Genomic DNA, 17,716 nt, shown 5'->3' on the forward strand with positions numbered 1-17,716 from the left:
CATCACTGCGGTCTTCAGATAGACCGCGGCGTTCCCATCGCCAGCAAGCCGGCTCCTACAGGATCTCGTGACTCTCCCCCCTTTCAGGAATTTGCAGCAGTGCCGCGTCGCATCAACAGAGCGCTCAAGACGCTCAGTGTTTTGGCTTTAACCCTGGCAATCAGCGGCTGCATCGGAACCGGCGGTATTGCCCCACAAGGCAAGGCACTGGAGGCCAATTCACTGGCCACCGACGAAGCCATCCAGAGCGCCGCCCGGGACGCTCACTGGCCCACCGCCCAATGGTGGCAGGCCTACGGCGACCCGCAACTGAACCGCTGGATCTCCCTCGCCCTGCAAGACAGTCCGAACATGGCCATGGCCGCCGCGCGAGTGCGTCAGGCCCGTTCCATGGCGGGTATCGCCGAGTCCGCCGAGTCGCTGCAGATCAATGGCCAGTCGACCCTCAAACGCCACAACTGGCCCACCGATCAGTTCTACGGCCCCGGTGAGTTGGCCAACACCACCACTTGGGACAACAACGCCGCGCTGGGCTTCAGCTATGCCCTCGACCTCTGGGGGCGCGAAAGCAACGCCACCGAGCGAGCGGTGGACATGGCGCACATGAGCGCTGCCGAAGCACGGCAGGCCCAGCTCGAATTGCAGAACAACATCGTGCGCGCCTACATCGAACTCTCGTTGCATTACGCGCAACGGGACATCGTCGCGGCCACCTTGAAGCAGCAACAACAAATCCTCGACCTGGCGCAAAAACGCCTGGACGGTGGCATCGGCACGCACTTCGAAGTCAGCCAGGCCGAAACGCCGCTACCGGAAACCCATCGCCAACTCGATGCGCTGGACGAAGAAATCGCCCTCAGCCGTAATCAGCTCGCAGCCTTGGCCGGTAAGGGCCCGGGGGAGGGCGCGCAGTTGCAACGGCCGACGTTGTCGTTGGGGGCGGCGCTGAAGTTACCGTCGTCGCTGCCGGCGCAATTGCTCGGTCAACGCCCGGACGTGGTTGCCAGTCGCTGGCAAGTGGCGGCCCAGGCGCGGGGCATCGATGTCGCTCACGCAGGCTTCTACCCCAACGTCGATCTGGTCGGCAGCCTCGGTTACATGGCCACTGGCGGCGGTGCGCTGGAGTTCCTGACCGGCAAGAAGCTCAACTACAGCGTGGGACCTGCGATTACATTGCCGATTTTTGACGGCGGCCGCTTGCGTTCCGAGCTGGGTGAAGCCTCGGCCGGTTATGACATCGCCGTGGCCAAATACAACCAGACGCTGGTCAATGCGCTGAAGAACATCTCCGACCAGTTGATCCGCCGCGAGTCGATGGACAAGCAGCAAACGTTCGCCGCCGAATCGGTGGCCACGGCGCAGAAGACCTACGACATCGCGATGATCGCCTATCAACGTGGGCTCACCGATTACCTCAACGTACTCAATGCGCAGACTTTGCTGTTCAAGCAACAGCAAGTGCAGCAGCAGGTTCAGGCTGCGCGGTTGAGTGCTCATGCTGAGCTGGTGACTGCTTTGGGCGGAGGCCTTGGCGCTGGCGACGACGTCCCGAGTGCCGAGAAAACCCTGCCCCCGAAAACCCCGAGCCTTTTGAAGTGAGCACGACGTTTCAGGCACACCCACAGTTCCTCAAGCCCTAGACCATTGAGCAAAATTTCATGACTCCCTTGCCCGCACCTTTGCGCTGGCTGTATTCCCTTGAATGGCGCCGGGGGTTCTTCGACTGGGCGCGCAGCGACGGCGTGACCTGGGTCTACATTTTCAAGGTGCTGTTCGCCGCATTCCTCACGCTGTGGCTGGCCATGCGTCTTGAATTGCCGCAACCGCGCACCGCGATGATCACCGTGTTCATCGTCATGCAACCGCAAAGCGGCCAGGTGTTCGCCAAGAGTTTCTATCGCTTTCTCGGCACGTTGGCCGGGTCGGCGGTGATGGTCGCGCTGATTGCCTTGTTCGCGCAGAACACCGAACTGTTCCTCGGCTCGCTGGCGATCTGGGTCGGCCTGTGCACGGCTGGCGCAGCGCGTTGTCGCAACTTTCGCGCCTATGGATTTGTGCTCGCCGGTTATACGGCGGCGATGGTTGGGCTGCCCGCTCTGGCTCACCCGGACGGCGCATTCATGGCTGCGGTCTGGCGAGTGCTGGAAATCTCTCTGGGGATTCTCTGCTCGACGCTGGTCAGCGCCGCGATCCTGCCGCAAACCGCCAGTGCGGCGATGCGCAATGCGTTGTATCAACGCTTCGGTGTGTTTGCGTTGTTCGTCACTGATGGCTTGCGCGGTCGCAGTCGGCGCGAAGCGTTTGAAGCAAGCAACGTTCGGTTCATCGCCGAAGCGGTGGGCCTGGAAGGACTGCGCAGTGTCACGGTGTTCGAAGACCCGCACATGCGTCGGCGCAATGGGCGGCTCAGTCGCTTGAACAGCGAATTCATGGGCGTCACCACGCGCTTCAATGCCCTGCATCAGTTGCTCGAGCGCCTGCGCAGCAGTGGCGCCGATCATGTTGTCGCGGCGATCAAACCAGGGTTGCAGGACTTGGCCGAAGTGCTCGACGGTTTCAGCGGCCGTGCGCTGACCAGCCCTGATGCCGCTCGCCTGACCAGCGCCTTGGCGACCTATAAGGACAACTTGCCGGCGCGGGTGCGCAAGCTGCGGGCGAGCTTTCAGGAGAACGATCCGAGCGACGCCGAGCAGCTGGATTTTCACACCGCCTACGAACTGCTTTATCGCTTCGTCGACGACTTGCACAGTTATGCACAGACCCACGCGTCCCTGGCCGATCACAGCCACGAACGGGAGCGTTGGGACGAACCCTTCACCCCGCAAACCAATTGGCTGGCCTCGGCCGCGTCGGGGATTCGCGCCGCGTTCATCCTTGTGGTGCTCGGCAGCTATTGGGTGGCCACCGCGTGGCCGAGCGGGGCGACCATGACCCTGATCGCCGCCGCCACAGTCGGCCTGTCAGCCGCGACGCCAAACCCCAAGCGCATGGCCTTTCAGATGGCCTGCGGGACCTTGCTCGGGGCGCTGATCGGCTTCGTCGAGATGTTTTTCATCTTTCCCTGGATCGACGGTTTTCCATTGCTTTGCGTGATGCTCGCGCCGGTGATCGTGCTCGGCTCGTTCCTCACTTCTCGGCCGCAATACGCCGGTGTCGGCCTGGGGTTGCTGATCTTCTTCAGCACCGGTTCGGTGCCGGACAACCTTACGGTCTACAACCCTTACGCCTTTATCAACGACTACATCGCCATGGTCATGGGCATGCTGGTGTGCGCGGCGGCCGGGGCAATCATTCTGCCACCCAACAGCCGCTGGTTGTGGCGGCGGCTGGAGCAGGACTTGCGCGGGCAAGTGGTGTACGCCATCAGCGGCAAACTCAAAGGGCTGGCGTCGAGTTTCGAAAGCCGTACGCGGGACTTGCTGCATCAGGCCTATGGCCTCGCCGCAGGACAGCCGCAGGTGCAGCGGGACTTGTTGCGCTGGATGTTGGTGGTGCTGGAAGTTGGCCACGCGATTATCGAACTGCGTAAGGAACAAGCGATTCTGCCGGTGCACCCGGCGTATGCCGAATCCCAGCCGTGGCGCCAGTCCATCCGGGTGATGGGGCGTTCGCTGGTGCGGCTGTTTCTGCAACCGGGCCAGAGCAATCTGGAGCGGGCGCTGGTCGCCGTCGACCACGCGATCGGCCGCGTGCAGGCCACCGACGAACCCTTTGCGCCGCACTTTGATACCTCCGCATTACGCCGGGTGAAGAGTTACCTGCACTTCATCCGCACCTCGTTGCTCGACCCGCAATCGCCGCTGGCTTCATACACCACTGCCAAGCCCCAAGGACTTGAACATGCCTCGTGAAATCGCCTTCCACGGCGTGTACATGCCGACCATGACCCTGATGTTTTTCATTGCGGCGGCGCTGGCCTGGGCCCTTGACCGGTTCTTGTCCGGGTTCGATCTGTACCGTTTCTTCTGGCACCCGGCGCTGCTGCGCCTGAGCCTGTTTACCTGTCTGTTCGGCGCCTTGGCGCTGACTGTCTACCGTTGACTCTCTATCACTGAAGAAGGCCTTGATGAAAAAGCTTTTCAGCCTGCTCGCGACCTTGCTGGTGCTGGCCCTTGCCCTGTGGATCGGCCGGACCTTGTGGGTGCATTACATGAACACGCCCTGGACCCGTGACGGCCGGGTGCGCGCCGACATCATCAACGTCGCCGCCGACGTGACCGGTGAGGTGGTGGAGGTGCCGGTACGCGACAACCAGTTGGTGAAAAAGGGCGACTTGCTGATGCGCATCGACCCCGAGCATTACCGCCTCGCGGTGAAACAGGCGCAGAGCCTGGTGGCCTCGCGCAAGGCCACGTGGGAGATGCGCAAGGTCAACGCCCATCGCCGCGCCGACCTCGACAACCTGGTGATCTCCAGGGAAAACCGCGACGACGCCACCAACATCGCCGACTCGGCCCTGGCCGATTACCAGAACGCGCAAGCGCAACTGGAAGCCGCCGAACTGAACCTCCAACGCACCGAAGTGCGGGCGGCGGTGGACGGCTACGTCACCAACCTCAACGTCCATCGCGGTGACTATGCGCGCATCGGCGAAGCGAAAATGGCGGTGGTCGACATGAATTCGTTCTGGGTTTATGGCTTCTTCGAAGAAACCAAACTGCCGCATGTTCGCGTGGGCGATAAAGCCGACATGCAACTGATGAGCGGCGAAGTGCTCAAGGGCCACGTGGAAAGTATTTCTCGCGGCATCTACGACCGCGATAACCCGGAGAGTCGCGAGCTGATCGCTGATGTGAACCCGACCTTTAACTGGGTGCGTCTGGCGCAGCGGGTGCCAGTAAGGATTCACATTGATGAAGTGCCGGAGGGCGTGCTGTTGGCGGCGGGGATTACGTGTACGGTGGTGGTGAACCCCCCGGCTGGCGAATAACCTGTGGCGAGGGGGCAAGCCCCCTCGCCACAAAAAGTGGCCGTGTCAGCCTTGGCAAAACGTCTCATGCAAATGCCGCCAAACCACCTTGCCATCGGCCTGTTTCTCAAACACCGCCGAGGACCGCCGATCAGAATGCAGCCCCGTCGCATCGGTCTGTTGCTCGCGGTAACTGACCACTGCGCCACCGTCATACAGCGCGACACCTCGCAGCTCGCTGAGCTCAATCCTGAACCCGAGCTTCTTCCCGCCCGCCAACAGAAACAATTCATTCAACGCCTCGAAATCCAGCACCCGGCCCAACGGCGAGACCATGGAAAACTGCGGCGAAAAACGCGTCAGCAATTGCTCAAGCTCGGCCTCGTCCCGTTCCTCGGCCAACCATTGCTCGATGGCTACGTGGGCCTGGATCACTTCGTCAAAGTATTCGGTGTAGTCGGTCATGCTGTTTCCTGAAAGTCTGAAAGTGTGTTTTGACGCCTTCGCGGTCTCAGAGCTGCCCGCGCAACCCGAACCGCTTCATCAACCCCGACTCCAGCAACCCTTTTGGCAATAACCCCGCCATCAATGGCAACGCCCGGCTGCCGTTACCCAAACGCACCAGACGCGGTGGTTTGCTCTGCTGCACAGCCTTGAGCAAACCGGCGGCAAATTCACTGGCCGGCGTTGGTTTATCTTGAGAGGCCTTGGCCCGTGCACGAATACCTTCACGCAGCGGAAACCACGGTGATTGTTCGGTGATCAGTTGCTCGGCTTCGTGGCCGGCATTCTTCGCGAAGCTGGACGCGATAGCACCGGGCTGAACTTCCATGACCCGCACGCCGAACGGCGCCAGCTCCATGCGCAGCGCATCGCTCAAGGCATGCACGGCGGCTTTCGAGGCGCAGTAGGCACCGGCAAACGGCGTGACCAGAACCCCGGAAACGCTGCCGATGTTCACCACCAGCCCCCGGGCGCGACGCAGTACCGGGAACATTGCGCGAGTGACGCCGACAATCGCAAACACGTTGGTTTCGAACTGGCGCTGCATGGCCGGCACGCCGCCATCGAGCAGCGGCCCCATGGCGCCATAACCGGCATTGTTGATCAGCACATCGAGGCCGCCGCGTTGCTGGTTGATCCGCTCGCTCAGCTGTTCGAGGGCCGGGCCATCGTTAACGTCCAGCTGCACGGCGGTGAAACCGGCGGCGGTGAGGGCTGCCACGTCTTCAGCCTTGCGGGCACTGGCCCAGACTTCGTAACCGGCATTTTTGAAGGTGTCGGCAAGTGCGCGGCCAATGCCGCTGGAGCAACCGGTAATCAACGCAACAGGCATGGCGCGGTCCTTGTGCAAAAGAAAAAGGGGGATCAGTCGGAGAAACTACCCTGCAACCGTTCAGCGCGAAATTCCAGGGTTTGCGGGCGGTAGCCGGGGCGCAAGGGCGGTAGCGGCAAGCAGTCTTCCCAACTGCCGCCGGCCTGCAATTCGCCGGGGCCGCGATAACGTGGCGCGGCGTATTGATTGTCGGCCAGGTTCACCGTATCGCCCGGCGCATACGCCGCGATGCGCCAGCGCAACTCGATCAGTGGCACGTCGTTGCCGTTTTTCATCGTGAGCTTCAATGGCCGATCTGCAGGGCAGTGCTCGGGTGCGTAAGTGATGCGCAGCTCAAGGCGTGCCAGTTGCTTGATTTCGCGGTTGTCCATCCAGAACACCCACGTCGCCACCAGGCCCAATCCGACAGCGGCCGCCACGGAAACCGGCACGGCCTTGGCCGGGTAGCGCAGCAGCAGGATCAGCCAGGTGATGACCAGCAGGACGCCGATGAACATGTTTGAACGCTCCATGAACGGATAACCGACATCCTACCGAAGGGGCACGAGAATGGATATTCGGTGAGCAAGGGGTTGTACCGTTGGTCGGTACTGTAATTTCTGACAGTAGCCAGCCATGTTCTTGAAACGTTAGAAGACATTGGCCGACGGGGCTGTTATTCGATGGACAGAGGCGATGGAAATGCACCACAAGACGCCCACACTGAGGATCTTCGATCCGCGCGGCCTGTCGATTCGCTTGGTAGATTACTGGCGCGCCATCGAAAACCTGCCCGCTGAGGTCCGCATCAATCGCACTGCTCACAATGGCGCAGGACGTGCAGTCAAACAGTGGGATCCGCGGTTATGGGCGCTGCAAGAAGGCGATCCCCTGACCCCTCCCAATTTGATCACGGTGTATTCGCTGTCCGGGAACGCGTTGCGCACGGACAGCGTTGATGCCGGAACGCAGATCACCCTGCGCGGTCTGGCCGACGAAGTGTTGTCGGACTGGGACAGCCGCGAAACACGTCGCGAGGTCGAATATGACGATTTGCTGCGGCCCGTGGCGGTGTTCGAACAGGGCGCCGTGGAGCCCCGTCGCTGTGTCGAGCGCTTTGCTTATGGCTACCCGGGCCAGGGTCATCAGGACCTTAACCAGTACGGCAAACTGATTCGCCATGACGACCCGGCGGGCAGCGTACTGTTCGACTCGTTTGCGATCAGCGGTGAAGGCATCGAAAACACCCGCCACTTCACCCTTGAGCCGGTAACCCCCGATTGGCCGGAATCGATTGATGATCGCCGACGGCTGCTCGAACCGGGGACTGGGGCGACGTCCAAGTGGCGTTTCGGCCCGTTGGGTGATGTGCTGGAACAGACCGATGCCAAGGGTAATCGTCAGACTTTCGCTCTGACCGTCGATGGCCGATTGCGCGAAAGCCGACTGCAATTGAAGGATCAATCCATTTGGCAAACGTTGGTCAGCGAGATCCGCTACAGCGCCCAAGGGCAAGTCGAAGAGGAGGTCGCGGGTAACGGGGTGCGGACGACGCTGGCCTATCGACCCGAAGACGGTTTGTTGATGGAGCGTCGGGCACAGGATGCCAGTGCCCGAATGTTGCAGCATCTAATCTACGACTATGACCGGATGGGCAATGTCTTGAGCATCGAGGACAAGGCCCTGCCCGTGCGCTACTTCGCCAACCAGCGCATCGACCCGATCAGTCGCTTCATCTACAACAGCCTGTACCAGTTGATCGAAGCCTTTGGCTGGGAAGCGGGCGGTCCCGATCAAGGACCCGAGTCGGTTGGTCGCACCGATCCGGCGGCGGTTAGCAACTATCGGCAGATTTACCACTATGACGAGGGCAGCAATCTGCTGAAGGTGACCCACATCGGCGCGCAAAAACATGGGCGCGATTTGAAAGCTGCCCGCTACAGCAATCGCTGCCTGCCCTGGCGCAACGGCGTGCCGCCCGCGGAAGAGGACATCGCCGCCGCATTCGACGCCAAAGGTAATTTGCTGGAGTTGGACCAGGGACGGTTGTTGACCTGGGATCTGCGCAATCAATTGCGCTCGGTCAGCCCGGTGGAACGCGCCTCCCGACGCAATGACGGTGAGTGCTATTTTTACGATGGCGCTGGCCAGCGGGTGCGCAAAATCCGCGCGTTGCAGACCAGGGCTCGCACCGTGATAGCTGAAGTGCGTTACTTGCAGGGCTTGGAACTTCGTACCGACAGTGGCACCGGGGTGGTGTTGCAGGTCATCACCGCGCAGGCTGGCCTCAACACCGTGCGGGTGTTGCATTGGGACAGCGAGCCACCGTCCGGTGTCAACGATCAGTACCGCTACACCCTGGTCGATCACCTGAGCTCCTGCACCGTGGAACTGGCCGATGACGCGCAAATCATCAGCCGGGAAATTTTTTATCCCTTTGGCGAGACCGCGTGGTACGACGCGATTGAAGTGGACTATAAAACCATTCGTTATTCGGGCAAGGAACAGGATGCCACGGGGCTTTATTGCTATGGCTTCCGGTACTACATACCGTGGTTGCGGCGATGGGCGAGTACCGATCCGGCAGGCGCTGTGGATGGCTTGAACCTGTATCGGATGGTTCGAAACAACCCGTTAACGTTCTTTGACGAGCAGGGTGAAAACTCAAAATCCAACTCGGCAGTGCGTACAGCGATCGAGATTTTTGAATCGTATAAGGACAATTATAGCGATACGGACAGAGTGACTCCTTACAACATGATGAACACAATCACTCAGGGCAAACTGAAGTTCAAAACAGCAAAGGCAACACCTGCGGTGCTTGAAAAGACCAAGCCCCAGAACTTTACCTTGCGCCATTACACGGTCTACGGGAGCAGCGGCGAAACACCTCCCTTTATGGAAATCGCGTCTAACTTTTCTTTGGTTCACCAGAACTTGAAGACGTTGGGCGGAAAGGGCGGCAATACCAATGAAAAGGATTGGACCAAGGCCGGGAACATGGGCTTCACCTTCTTTCTTCTGGCGATAAATGGAGAAGTGAATGAACGCAAGTTTCTCGGCTCGATGACACACTTTGCCGAATACGATCTTGAGGATGACAAGGTGCTGGAGGCAGCCTTGGGTAAAGATTTCGATAAGGTAGAGTTTTTTGCTTCTCCCGATGTACTCGATCCCAAACACTCTTCGGACCTGGGCGCGGTGCCAATGGTTAAAGGCCCACTGAAAGAATTGAAGGCGCTGCTGTTAGGCAACTCGGGAATCAGTCCGGTTCAGGTGGGAAGAATGAGTTCACGAGCATTACTTGACAGTATCGATAGTGCGTTTCATGGAACACTTGAGATCAAAATACCAGGATCAATAAAGGTCAGTGGCTGGCATAGAAAACCAGCCACAACCCGTAAGGCTGCATGAATGTGTAAAAAAGCCCCCGCCCAACCCGCTGCGGATAGGGAACGCAGCGGGCTGGACGAGGGCTTTTTGATTTGCTGATTGATTACTGCGCGATGGTTTTCACCGACACGCCGCGCTCGATCGGGGTGGAGCGACCGTAGATATCTTCAAACCGCTCGATATCGTCTTCGCCCAGGTAGCTGCCCGATTGCACTTCGATGATCTCGAGTGGAATCTTGCCCGGGTTGCGCAGACGGTGTACCGAGGCGATCGGGATGTAGGTCGACTGGTTTTCACAGAGCAGGAACACGTTTTCGTCGCAGGTCACTTCAGCGGTGCCGCTGACCACGATCCAGTGTTCGGCGCGGTGATGGTGCATCTGCAGCGACAGGCACGCGCCCGGCTTGACCGAGATGTGCTTGACCTGGAAACGACCGCCCATGTCCACCGAGTCGTAGGAACCCCACGGACGATAGACTTCGCAGTGGTTCTGGGTTTCGCTGCGGCCCTGTTCGTTGAGGGTGTTGACCATCTGTTTGACGCCTTGGACCTTGTCCTTGTGGACGATCATCATGGCGTCCTTGGTTTCGACCACCACGATGTTTTCCAGGCCGATCACCGACACCAGTTTGCCGTTGCCGTGGATCATGCAGTTTTTGCTGTCCTGGATGACCACGTCGCCTTTGGTGACGTTGCCGTTGGCGTCCTTTTCATTGACTTCCCACAGCGACGACCAGCAACCGACATCGCTCCAGCCCGCGGTCAGCGGTACGACGCAGGCGCGCTGGGTTTTTTCCATCACGGAATAGTCAATGGAATTGTCCGGGCAGCAGGCAAAGGTGGCGGAGTCGATGTCGATGGTGTCGGCATCCTGCACGCTACGTTCCAGGGTCAGTACGCAGGTGTCGTAGATGTCCGGATCGTGCTTTTTCAGCTCTTCGAGGAAGCGGCTGGCGCGGAACAGGAACATGCCGCTGTTCCAGAAATAACCGCCGGACTGGACGAACTCGGTGGCGCGTTTCACGTCGGGTTTTTCGACGAAGTGCGAGACACGGCTGACGCCTTCCGGCAGCAGGGCATCGTTGGTGGATTTGATGTAGCCGTAACCGGTTTCCGGTTTGGTCGCCGGCACGCCGAACAGCACCATTTCGCCACGCTCGGCCGCCACAGTGGCCAGGGCCAGGGCGCGTTGCAGGGCTTTCTGGTCTTCCAGGACGTGGTCGGCCGGCAGCACCAGCATCAACTCGTCGCGACCTTCATTGACCAGCATCATCGCGGTCAGGGCCACGGCCGGCGCGGTGTTACGGCCGAACGGTTCCATCAGGATGCGCTGGGTTTCCAGTTTACGGGCGCTCAGCTGCTCGTTGACGATGAAGCGGTGATCCTTGTTGCAGACCACGATCGGGGTATCCATGCCTTCGAACACCAGGCGTTCCAGGGTTTGCTGGAACAGCGTGTGTTCGCCGGTCAGGGCGAGGAATTGCTTGGGGAATTGCTTTCGGGAAAGCGGCCAAAGACGTGAGCCGCTACCACCTGACAAGATCACCGGAATCATGTTGTTACTCCCTTAAATCGATTGGTTAGAGCCACGAACGTTCTGTCGTTTCACTCTTGTTTTTGTTCCGTAATCAGATCGGCTCACCGATTCTGTAGCAGCTGCCGAGCCTGCGAGGCTGCGTTCGGCGACGTAGTCGTCGTGAATCCCGTCAATGCGGTCATTCAGAAAGACCGAGTTGCTTGGATTGCGACTGCTTCGCAGTCGGACGCAGGCTTCGCCAGCTGCTACAGGGTGATCACCGTCCTGATGAATTAATCAGCGCGTCGACACCGGGCGCTTGACCCAGACTGGCGACAGGCTGCTGCCGTTGCCGGTGACGTACAGCACCGCCGCTTCACCGCGTTCCAGGGCAACCGGCTTCACGTCGCCGACTTTCTTGTCGCCTTCGTACAGCGCCAGGCTGACTTTCACCGGGTTGATTTCACGCTCGCCACGGCCCTTGGCGGCCACGTTCGGCACCACATCGGTCTTGCCGTCGGCGGTTTTCAGGGTCAGGGCCTTGTCGCTGAGGTTCTGCACGCGTACCAGGGATTTCTGTTTGTTCTTGAACGGCGGCTCTTCGATCAGTTGTGGCGCGCCGCTGGCGTTGTTGACCAGAGTGTAATAGTGATCGCCGGCCAGTTTCACCGGCAAGGTCTGGCTACCGACCTTGGCGCTGTAGTCGCCGCCCGGCATGAAGCTGAAGTCAGTGCTGGACAGCGGCGCGACTTCGTTCAGGTTGGTGGTGCCGACTGTAGCACTGACTTCAGCGTTACCGGCGTTGTAGACCCGCACGAAGCTTGACCCTTTCGGTGCGGTCGGGCCGTAGAGGGCAGCGTCGCCACCGGCAAAGGCCTGCATCGAGAGCACGCTCATGCCGGCAACGAGAGCGAAGGTCTTGGCGAGACGGCGAGGAGTAGTAGTGAAAGTCATGGGTGTACCTCTCTTTCAGTTTTGCGCCCGGTCGGGCGTCTCGGATTTGGTGTTTACAGCTACGTTTTGTTGGCGCGCGCCGGCTTGTTTAAGCTCTGCGACCCACTGCGGGTCGGCGTCACCGATTTCGTTGTTCACAGGCAGATATCGTTCAGGGAATTCCCAGATCAGCACTTGTGGCGGGCTGTTCTTGAAGGCATCGCTTTTCAGGTAGCTGAGCATCGGCAGAATCGGGCCATGGCCGTCTTCGGCGTAATTGACCACGTCGCTGTGCAGCGCTTCTTTCAGCGCACCGACGAAGTTCCAGTTAGGGTTGGCGCTGTAGCTGGTGCCGATCAGGGCCACCGGCACTTCCGTGTTGGCGAACAACGCGTCATCACCGGTCGGTTGATCCTGGGCCGCCACGGTGTTGCGCTTCTGCAAAGGTTCTGGCGCCGGCATCAGGTTTTCGAACAGCGGGTCCAGCGGCAGGAACAACCGCAGGTCGCCCTTGTGCGTCACCTTCTCCGCCGGTTCAGTGACGAAGTTTTGCGGTTCGCCGCTGAGCGGAGCCTTGTCGGCGATGGTTTTGGCCAGGGTCTGGGCAGCGACTTGTGCGCCTTCCGGGGTCCAGTGGGTGTCGGTACGCAGGAACACTTGCTGACCGTTGCGCTTGGCTTGTTGCAGCGGGCCGAGCAGGTCAGGGGCGAGGATCTTGTCGGCCGCCACGCGAGCGTGGAAGTCCTTGTACAGATTGGTGTGGATACTCGCCGGCTTCACTTCACCCAGGTGCTCCGGGTACAGACGCGTCTTGGCCGGAACAATCGCCATCACCAGTTGCACGCCTCGCTTTTTCAGTTCCTGGCGCACGCCTTCGACCAGCGCGTAGTTGCCTTGCAAGTTCAACTCTTCGTTGACGATCGGGTGGAACTCTTCATCGCTGTAGAGCCACTGATCGCGACCGAGCACCACGCCCGGACGACCTTCGTTGAACAGTTTGAAATCCAGCGCGGCCCAAAGGTTGGTGCCCAGGCGCTTGATCGGGAACTCGTCGTCATAGTGCGTCTCGACGGCTTTGGTCCAGCGCCCGTTGAGCACGGTGGCATCGGCGTTGGTACTGAAGCCGAAGAAGCTGCGTACCGACCACACGCCCAGGACCAGCAAGGTCACCAGGAACAGCGCGATGTAGAAGATGCGTAATGAGCGGGTCATGGTCAGATCCCTCAGAACTGGAAGTAAAGGAACGGCGAAAAGCTTTGCGCCGAGAGTTTGAGAATCGAGGCAATGAACAGCAGCAGTACCAGGGCGCGCATCACGTAACGGGACCAGTCGGCGGTCCAATAGGCCGGTTGCACAGTCGCTTCAACGCCGACGGTGTAACCCGGCTCGTGGATGCTGGCCGGGTTGTCGCCCGGTACGGCTTTGATCATTCCAGGCGTCGCCGCGGCCGGGCCGTCGGTTTCGATGTTCACCGCCGGTTTGGTCTTGACCGGCGGCTGGTTGGTGTAGAAATCACGCAGGCCGAAGAACGCCAGGGTCACGTAAGCCACCACCAGGGTTGCTACTTGCAGACCGGTGAGGCTGGCCTGGTTGAGTTCCGACAGCGACCATTCGCCGAAGCTGAACATTGCGCCGTACATGCGACCGGCGACGTGCAGGTTCTCTGCGCGGAAGATCACCCAGCCCATGACCACCAGCAGGAAGGTCAGGACCCAGCGGATCGGGTTGAAGCTGCGCGGCGAAGTGTTCAGGCCGATGGCTTTTTCGATTGCCAGCCACATGCCGTGCCAGGCGCCCCAGACGATGTAGGTGATGTTCGCGCCGTGCCACAGACCACCGAGCAGCATGGTCAGGAACAGGTTGCGATAGGTCATCAGCGTGCCTTTACGGTTACCGCCGAGGGTGATGTACAGGTAGTCACGCAGCCAGGTGGAGAGGCTGATGTGCCAGCGCCGCCAGAACTCGGTGATCGACTGGCTGACGTACGGCTGTTTGAAGTTTTCCATGAAGCGGAAACCCATCATCAAGCCCAGGCCAATCGCCATGTCGCTGTAGCCGGAGAAGTCGAAGTACAGCTGTGCGGTGTAGGCCAGGGCGCCGAGCCAGGCATCGCCCGTGGTCGGGTTCTGCAAGGCGAAGCAATGGTCGGCGACCACCGCCAGGGTGTCGGCGATGAACACCTTCTTGATGAAACCCTGCATGAACCGCGTGGCACCTTCGGAGAACTTGTCGAGGGTGTGGGTGCGGTTGTTGAACTGGTCGGCCAGGTCGCGGAAACGCAGCACGGGGCCCGCGATCAAGTGCGGGAAGATCGCTACGAATGCGGCAAAGTCGATCAGGTTGCGGGTGGCCGGGGTATCGCCGCGGTAAACGTCGATGATGTAGCTGATGGACTCGAAGATGTAGAACGAGATCCCGATCGGCAACAGTACGTGGGTCAGGATGAACGGCGACAGACCGACCGAGGTCATCATCGCGTTGATGCTCTCCACGCCGAAGTTGGCGTACTTGAAGTAGCCCAGGATGCACAAGTCCACCGCGACGCCGAGCAGCAGCCAGCGCTGGGCCGGTTTGGTCCGGACACCAGCGGCGCCAACTTTCAGGCCGATCCAGTAGTTCCACAGCGTGACGGCTGCGAACAACGCAAGGAAGTCCACACGCCACCAGGCGTAGAACACGTAGCTGGCGATCAGCAGCAGCAAGTTGCGATAGCGTTGCCCGCTCAAGTAGTACAAGCCGAGAAAGATCGGCAAGAACAGAAACAGGAACACGTTGGATGAAAATACCATCCTGATCTCTCCATGTTTAACCAACAGTCAAGGGCCAACGGCCCCCCCAAACCCCCCACGAAAATCCGGGGGTGTATTACTCAATTCATGCCTGACACTGACCCTGTGGCGAGGGGGCTTGCCCCCGTTCGGCTGCGAAGCAGTCGTAAAACCGGTAAACGCGTTATGCCTGAGTCACCGCGCTGTCAGGTTTTGGGGGCGCTACGCACCCCAACGGGGGCAAGCCCCCTCGCCACAATGGATAGCGCTGAGCTTTAAGAGCCCTTGTTGCCTTTCTCGTTGGCCGGGTCGTAGACCTTGGTCAAGTCCCCGCCGAGGCGGAAAGACTTGAACGGCTGCATCTTGTGCTTGAGTTCCAGCACATTCGGCGCGCAGGTGTAGAGCGAGCAGAACGGTTCGAGCCAGGCGAATTTCGAGTCGATCTTGAGATCGGTCATGTCCTGGCCTTTACCGTTTTTCTTCTCGAATTGATCCGGGTCGTCCACGCCGGCCAGTACGCGATCACCCAGGCGTTTCAAGGCACCGTTGTTTTCCTGACGCAAATCCACACCGTTGGCCTGGGCGAAACTGGCGATCATCGCCAGCGGCGGCAGGGCATAGTTGTGGTAGGCGAGGGCGCGTTGCTGGCGCTTGAGTTCGTTAGGCAGGAAGCCTTGGGCATCGATCTGATTGGCGCCGACCTTGAATTCCTTCACGGCCCAGTCGAACAGGTCGCGGCGGTTGGTGGCGACCGACGTGGCCATCACCGACCAGGCGGCCCAATACGAGTGGTTGTTGGTCTGTTCGAGCGGCAGGTTGTCCCAATCGCTGACCACCTGATCGGCCATTTTGCTGAACCAGGCTTCAATCACCTGCGCTTGTTCCTGGTGGGTGGCCAGGGGATGCGAGTCAGAGAATTTCAGGCGGATATAGGACGACGCCATGCTGCCCAGCGCCCATTTGCGCATGGACTTGCCGGTGTGGTTGAAGTCCCTGGACATCAATGCATCGGCCTTGGCCCAGGCGGTCAACCAGTCGAGGGTGCATTCCAGTTGTTCCGGGCGACCGTCACGCATGAACTGCATCACTCGCTTGCTGGTGCCGCGCTCGATCTTGGTGATGTCGGCGGTGGTGTCGCGGAAGGCCTTTTCCGATTCCTCGTTCAGAGTCGAACGGGCCTTGTCGGAGCCTTCGTATTTGCTGCGAAACTGCAGGGCGCCGGTGTACGGCGTCGGCATTGCGTCGCAGCCTTCACTCTTGTCGCCGGTCTTGAATTTATCCACAGGCGCAAAATACCCTTGAGGCGGGCGCAGTGGTGCGGCGGCCTGAGTGGCGCCAGCGAACATCGCCAGAGCCAGCAGGGAAGGCGCGAGTAACTGTTTCAAAGTTCGGGTTTGCATGCAGTTCATAAGAGGTAGCCTCATTGCCCGGCTTGAGCAGTACGCTGCCCGGTGCCGGAGAACACGTTACGTTTGCAGATTTTCGCTTCGACTTTCTGCGGCGCGGCACCTGGTGTTTCAGGCCCCTGGACTTCAACGGCCAGCAGATTCTGCGAGGCCCAGTCTTCGTCCGTGCGCAACTCGAAGGCGAAACGCCCGTCGGTTTCGGAGGTTTCCGGTTTCTCGATCTTGATGTCCTCATGACGCCCATTCATGTACCAGAGGGTGGCATGCAAGGTTTTCACCGACGTATCGGCGAAGCGGATGTCGACCTGGTGGTCGCTGTTGCGCAGGTCCAGGTTCTTGCTGTTGACCAACAGTTCGTTTTTGCCCGGCTTCACCATGGCGCTGCTGCTCATCTGTGCATCCTTGCCTTCGCAACCGTTGTCGAGCAGCGCCATCATCTGGCGGTAGATGGTTTCCTGGTCGAGGCGATAAAGCGGCGAGAATTCCCAGATGAGAATTTTCGGAGGCTTGGTCTGGAACTCCTGGCTGCCCAGGTACTGCAGCATCGAACCTTCCAGGCCACCGCCGGGGAATGCCACGTTGAGGATGTCGGCGCCGATGGCCTCTTCGAGGAAACCGGCGAAGTTGTAGTTCTTGCCACTGTGGCTGGTGCCGACCAGGGTGATTTCCGGGTTGCCGGATTCACCGAACAGATCGCCATCCGCTGCTTCGCCCTTGGGCTCGGTGGTGAACTGATCCATGTACTGGATCGCGTAGCTGGTGCCACAGAGTTGACCCGCCATGTTGTGTAACGTTCCGGTCTTGCCCATGCGACCCGACTTATGGGTCTCGAATTCACGCTTGGGAATGTCGGCGAAGGCCGGCAACTGCTTGACCTTCTCGGCGACGATCTTCGCGGTGCGCTGGGCGCCATACGGGGTCCAGTGCTGGTCGCCGCGGAAGTAGAAATCGTGGGCGGGCAGGGTGTCGGGCAGCGATTCGTTGGTCAGTGGTGACAGGTCGGGGACCACGTAGCCCATCTGCGCGAAGCGCCCGAGCATGGTCTTGTAGTTGGTCAGGGCCTTGTCGAAATCGTATTTGGCTTTTTCTTCCGGGTTCAGCTTGTTGCGGTTCACCAGGCCACGGGTCGGCTGGTAAACGATGACCAGCTCCACGCCTTTGCTCTTGAACGCATCGTGCAGTTGTTTCAGGCGTTTGTAGCCGGCGGGTGTGGTATCGAATTCGGTGCGCAGGTCTTCTTGGGTACGGAACAGCCAGTCGCCCTGGGCCTGCACCAGCGTGGTGAAGTTCTGCTGATAGCGGGTGGTGTAGTTCTTCGGGTCGTGGGCTGCCGGGCACAGGCTGCAGCACGGCTCGGCGCTGAAGCTCGGTGCCTTGGCGTCTTCGGCACGCACGCCAGTGCTGGCCGCGAGAATACCCGCGGTCAGGGCCGACAGGCTGAGTAATTTGATCAAGTGTGGGTGCATAAAATTATCC

14 protein-coding genes are annotated in these 17,716 nt (G+C 60.0%); 5 read left to right on the plus strand and 9 right to left on the minus strand.

Going from position 1 to position 17,716, the window contains the following annotated elements; translation table 11 throughout:
* Positions 1–99 precede the first annotated feature (99 nt).
* Genes AC07V0_RS06930 through AC07V0_RS06945 form a run of 4 tightly spaced genes read left to right on the plus strand, consistent with a single transcriptional unit; the run spans position 100 to position 4,930 of the window.
* A complete protein-coding gene (locus tag AC07V0_RS06930) occupies positions 100–1,599 on the plus strand; it encodes an efflux transporter outer membrane subunit (RefSeq protein WP_086944723.1) in 1,500 nt (499 codons plus the stop codon).
* 59 nt (positions 1,600–1,658) lie between these two features.
* Positions 1,659–3,851, plus strand: a complete 2,193-nt coding sequence (locus tag AC07V0_RS06935) for an FUSC family protein (protein WP_086944724.1) — start codon at positions 1,659–1,661, stop codon at positions 3,849–3,851.
* A complete protein-coding gene (locus tag AC07V0_RS06940; RefSeq protein ID WP_007896379.1) occupies positions 3,841–4,041 on the plus strand; it encodes a DUF1656 domain-containing protein in 201 nt (66 codons plus the stop codon). Before AC07V0_RS06935 ends, AC07V0_RS06940 begins: the two co-directional genes overlap by 11 nt.
* A 25-nt stretch (positions 4,042–4,066) precedes the next feature.
* Positions 4,067–4,930, plus strand: a complete 864-nt coding sequence (locus AC07V0_RS06945; RefSeq protein ID WP_018927139.1) for an efflux RND transporter periplasmic adaptor subunit — start codon at positions 4,067–4,069, stop codon at positions 4,928–4,930.
* A 45-nt stretch (positions 4,931–4,975) separates the two neighbouring features.
* Here the strand turns inward: AC07V0_RS06945 and AC07V0_RS06950 are convergent, their stop codons facing one another.
* From AC07V0_RS06950 to AC07V0_RS06960, 3 genes are read right to left on the minus strand one after another with little or no spacing between them, the layout of a single operon-like run.
* Entirely contained in the window at positions 4,976–5,374 is a 399-nt protein-coding gene (locus tag AC07V0_RS06950; RefSeq protein ID WP_018927138.1) for a DUF4440 domain-containing protein, read from the minus strand.
* Positions 5,375–5,420: 46 nt separating this feature from the next.
* Positions 5,421–6,245: an SDR family oxidoreductase gene (locus AC07V0_RS06955; protein WP_064620202.1), complete on the minus strand. Its 825-nt coding sequence runs from the start codon at positions 6,243–6,245 to the stop codon at positions 5,421–5,423.
* A 32-nt stretch (positions 6,246–6,277) separates the two neighbouring features.
* On the minus strand, positions 6,278–6,742 hold the full coding sequence (locus AC07V0_RS06960) for a hypothetical protein (RefSeq protein WP_018927136.1): 465 nt from the start codon (positions 6,740–6,742) through the stop codon (positions 6,278–6,280).
* A gap of 178 nt (positions 6,743–6,920) precedes the next feature.
* On the opposite strand from AC07V0_RS06960, the gene AC07V0_RS06965 reads away from it, so the two are divergent.
* Positions 6,921–9,638, plus strand: coding sequence for an RHS repeat domain-containing protein (locus AC07V0_RS06965; protein ID WP_086944725.1), 2,718 nt, complete (start codon positions 6,921–6,923; stop codon positions 9,636–9,638).
* An 82-nt stretch (positions 9,639–9,720) separates the two neighbouring features.
* Here AC07V0_RS06965 and AC07V0_RS06970 read toward each other — a convergent pair whose 3' ends face one another.
* The 6 genes from AC07V0_RS06970 to AC07V0_RS06995 all read right to left on the minus strand — a co-directional run bounded on the left by AC07V0_RS06970 (position 9,721) and on the right by AC07V0_RS06995 (position 17,706).
* A complete protein-coding gene (locus tag AC07V0_RS06970; protein WP_064620199.1) occupies positions 9,721–11,172 on the minus strand; it encodes a mannose-1-phosphate guanylyltransferase/mannose-6-phosphate isomerase in 1,452 nt (483 codons plus the stop codon).
* 258 nt (positions 11,173–11,430) lie between these two features.
* Complete coding sequence (locus AC07V0_RS06975) at positions 11,431–12,087, minus strand: alginate O-acetyltransferase AlgF (protein WP_086944726.1); 657 nt, start codon at positions 12,085–12,087, stop codon at positions 11,431–11,433.
* Between the two features lie 15 nt (positions 12,088–12,102).
* The gene (locus AC07V0_RS06980) at positions 12,103–13,278 is read right to left on the minus strand and encodes an alginate O-acetyltransferase (protein WP_086944727.1); all 1,176 of its coding nucleotides are present in this window, start codon (positions 13,276–13,278) and stop codon (positions 12,103–12,105) included.
* An 11-nt stretch (positions 13,279–13,289) separates the two neighbouring features.
* Positions 13,290–14,855, minus strand: coding sequence for an MBOAT family O-acyltransferase (locus AC07V0_RS06985; RefSeq protein WP_018927131.1), 1,566 nt, complete (start codon positions 14,853–14,855; stop codon positions 13,290–13,292).
* Positions 14,856–15,109: 254 nt separating this feature from the next.
* Complete coding sequence (locus tag AC07V0_RS06990; protein ID WP_370741110.1) at positions 15,110–16,243, minus strand: mannuronate-specific alginate lyase; 1,134 nt, start codon at positions 16,241–16,243, stop codon at positions 15,110–15,112.
* 11 nt (positions 16,244–16,254) lie between these two features.
* Complete coding sequence (locus AC07V0_RS06995; protein ID WP_018927129.1) at positions 16,255–17,706, minus strand: alginate O-acetyltransferase; 1,452 nt, start codon at positions 17,704–17,706, stop codon at positions 16,255–16,257.
* Positions 17,707–17,716 lie beyond the last annotated feature (10 nt).

Source organism: Pseudomonas sp. GW821-FHT01E10 (assembly GCF_059422365.1).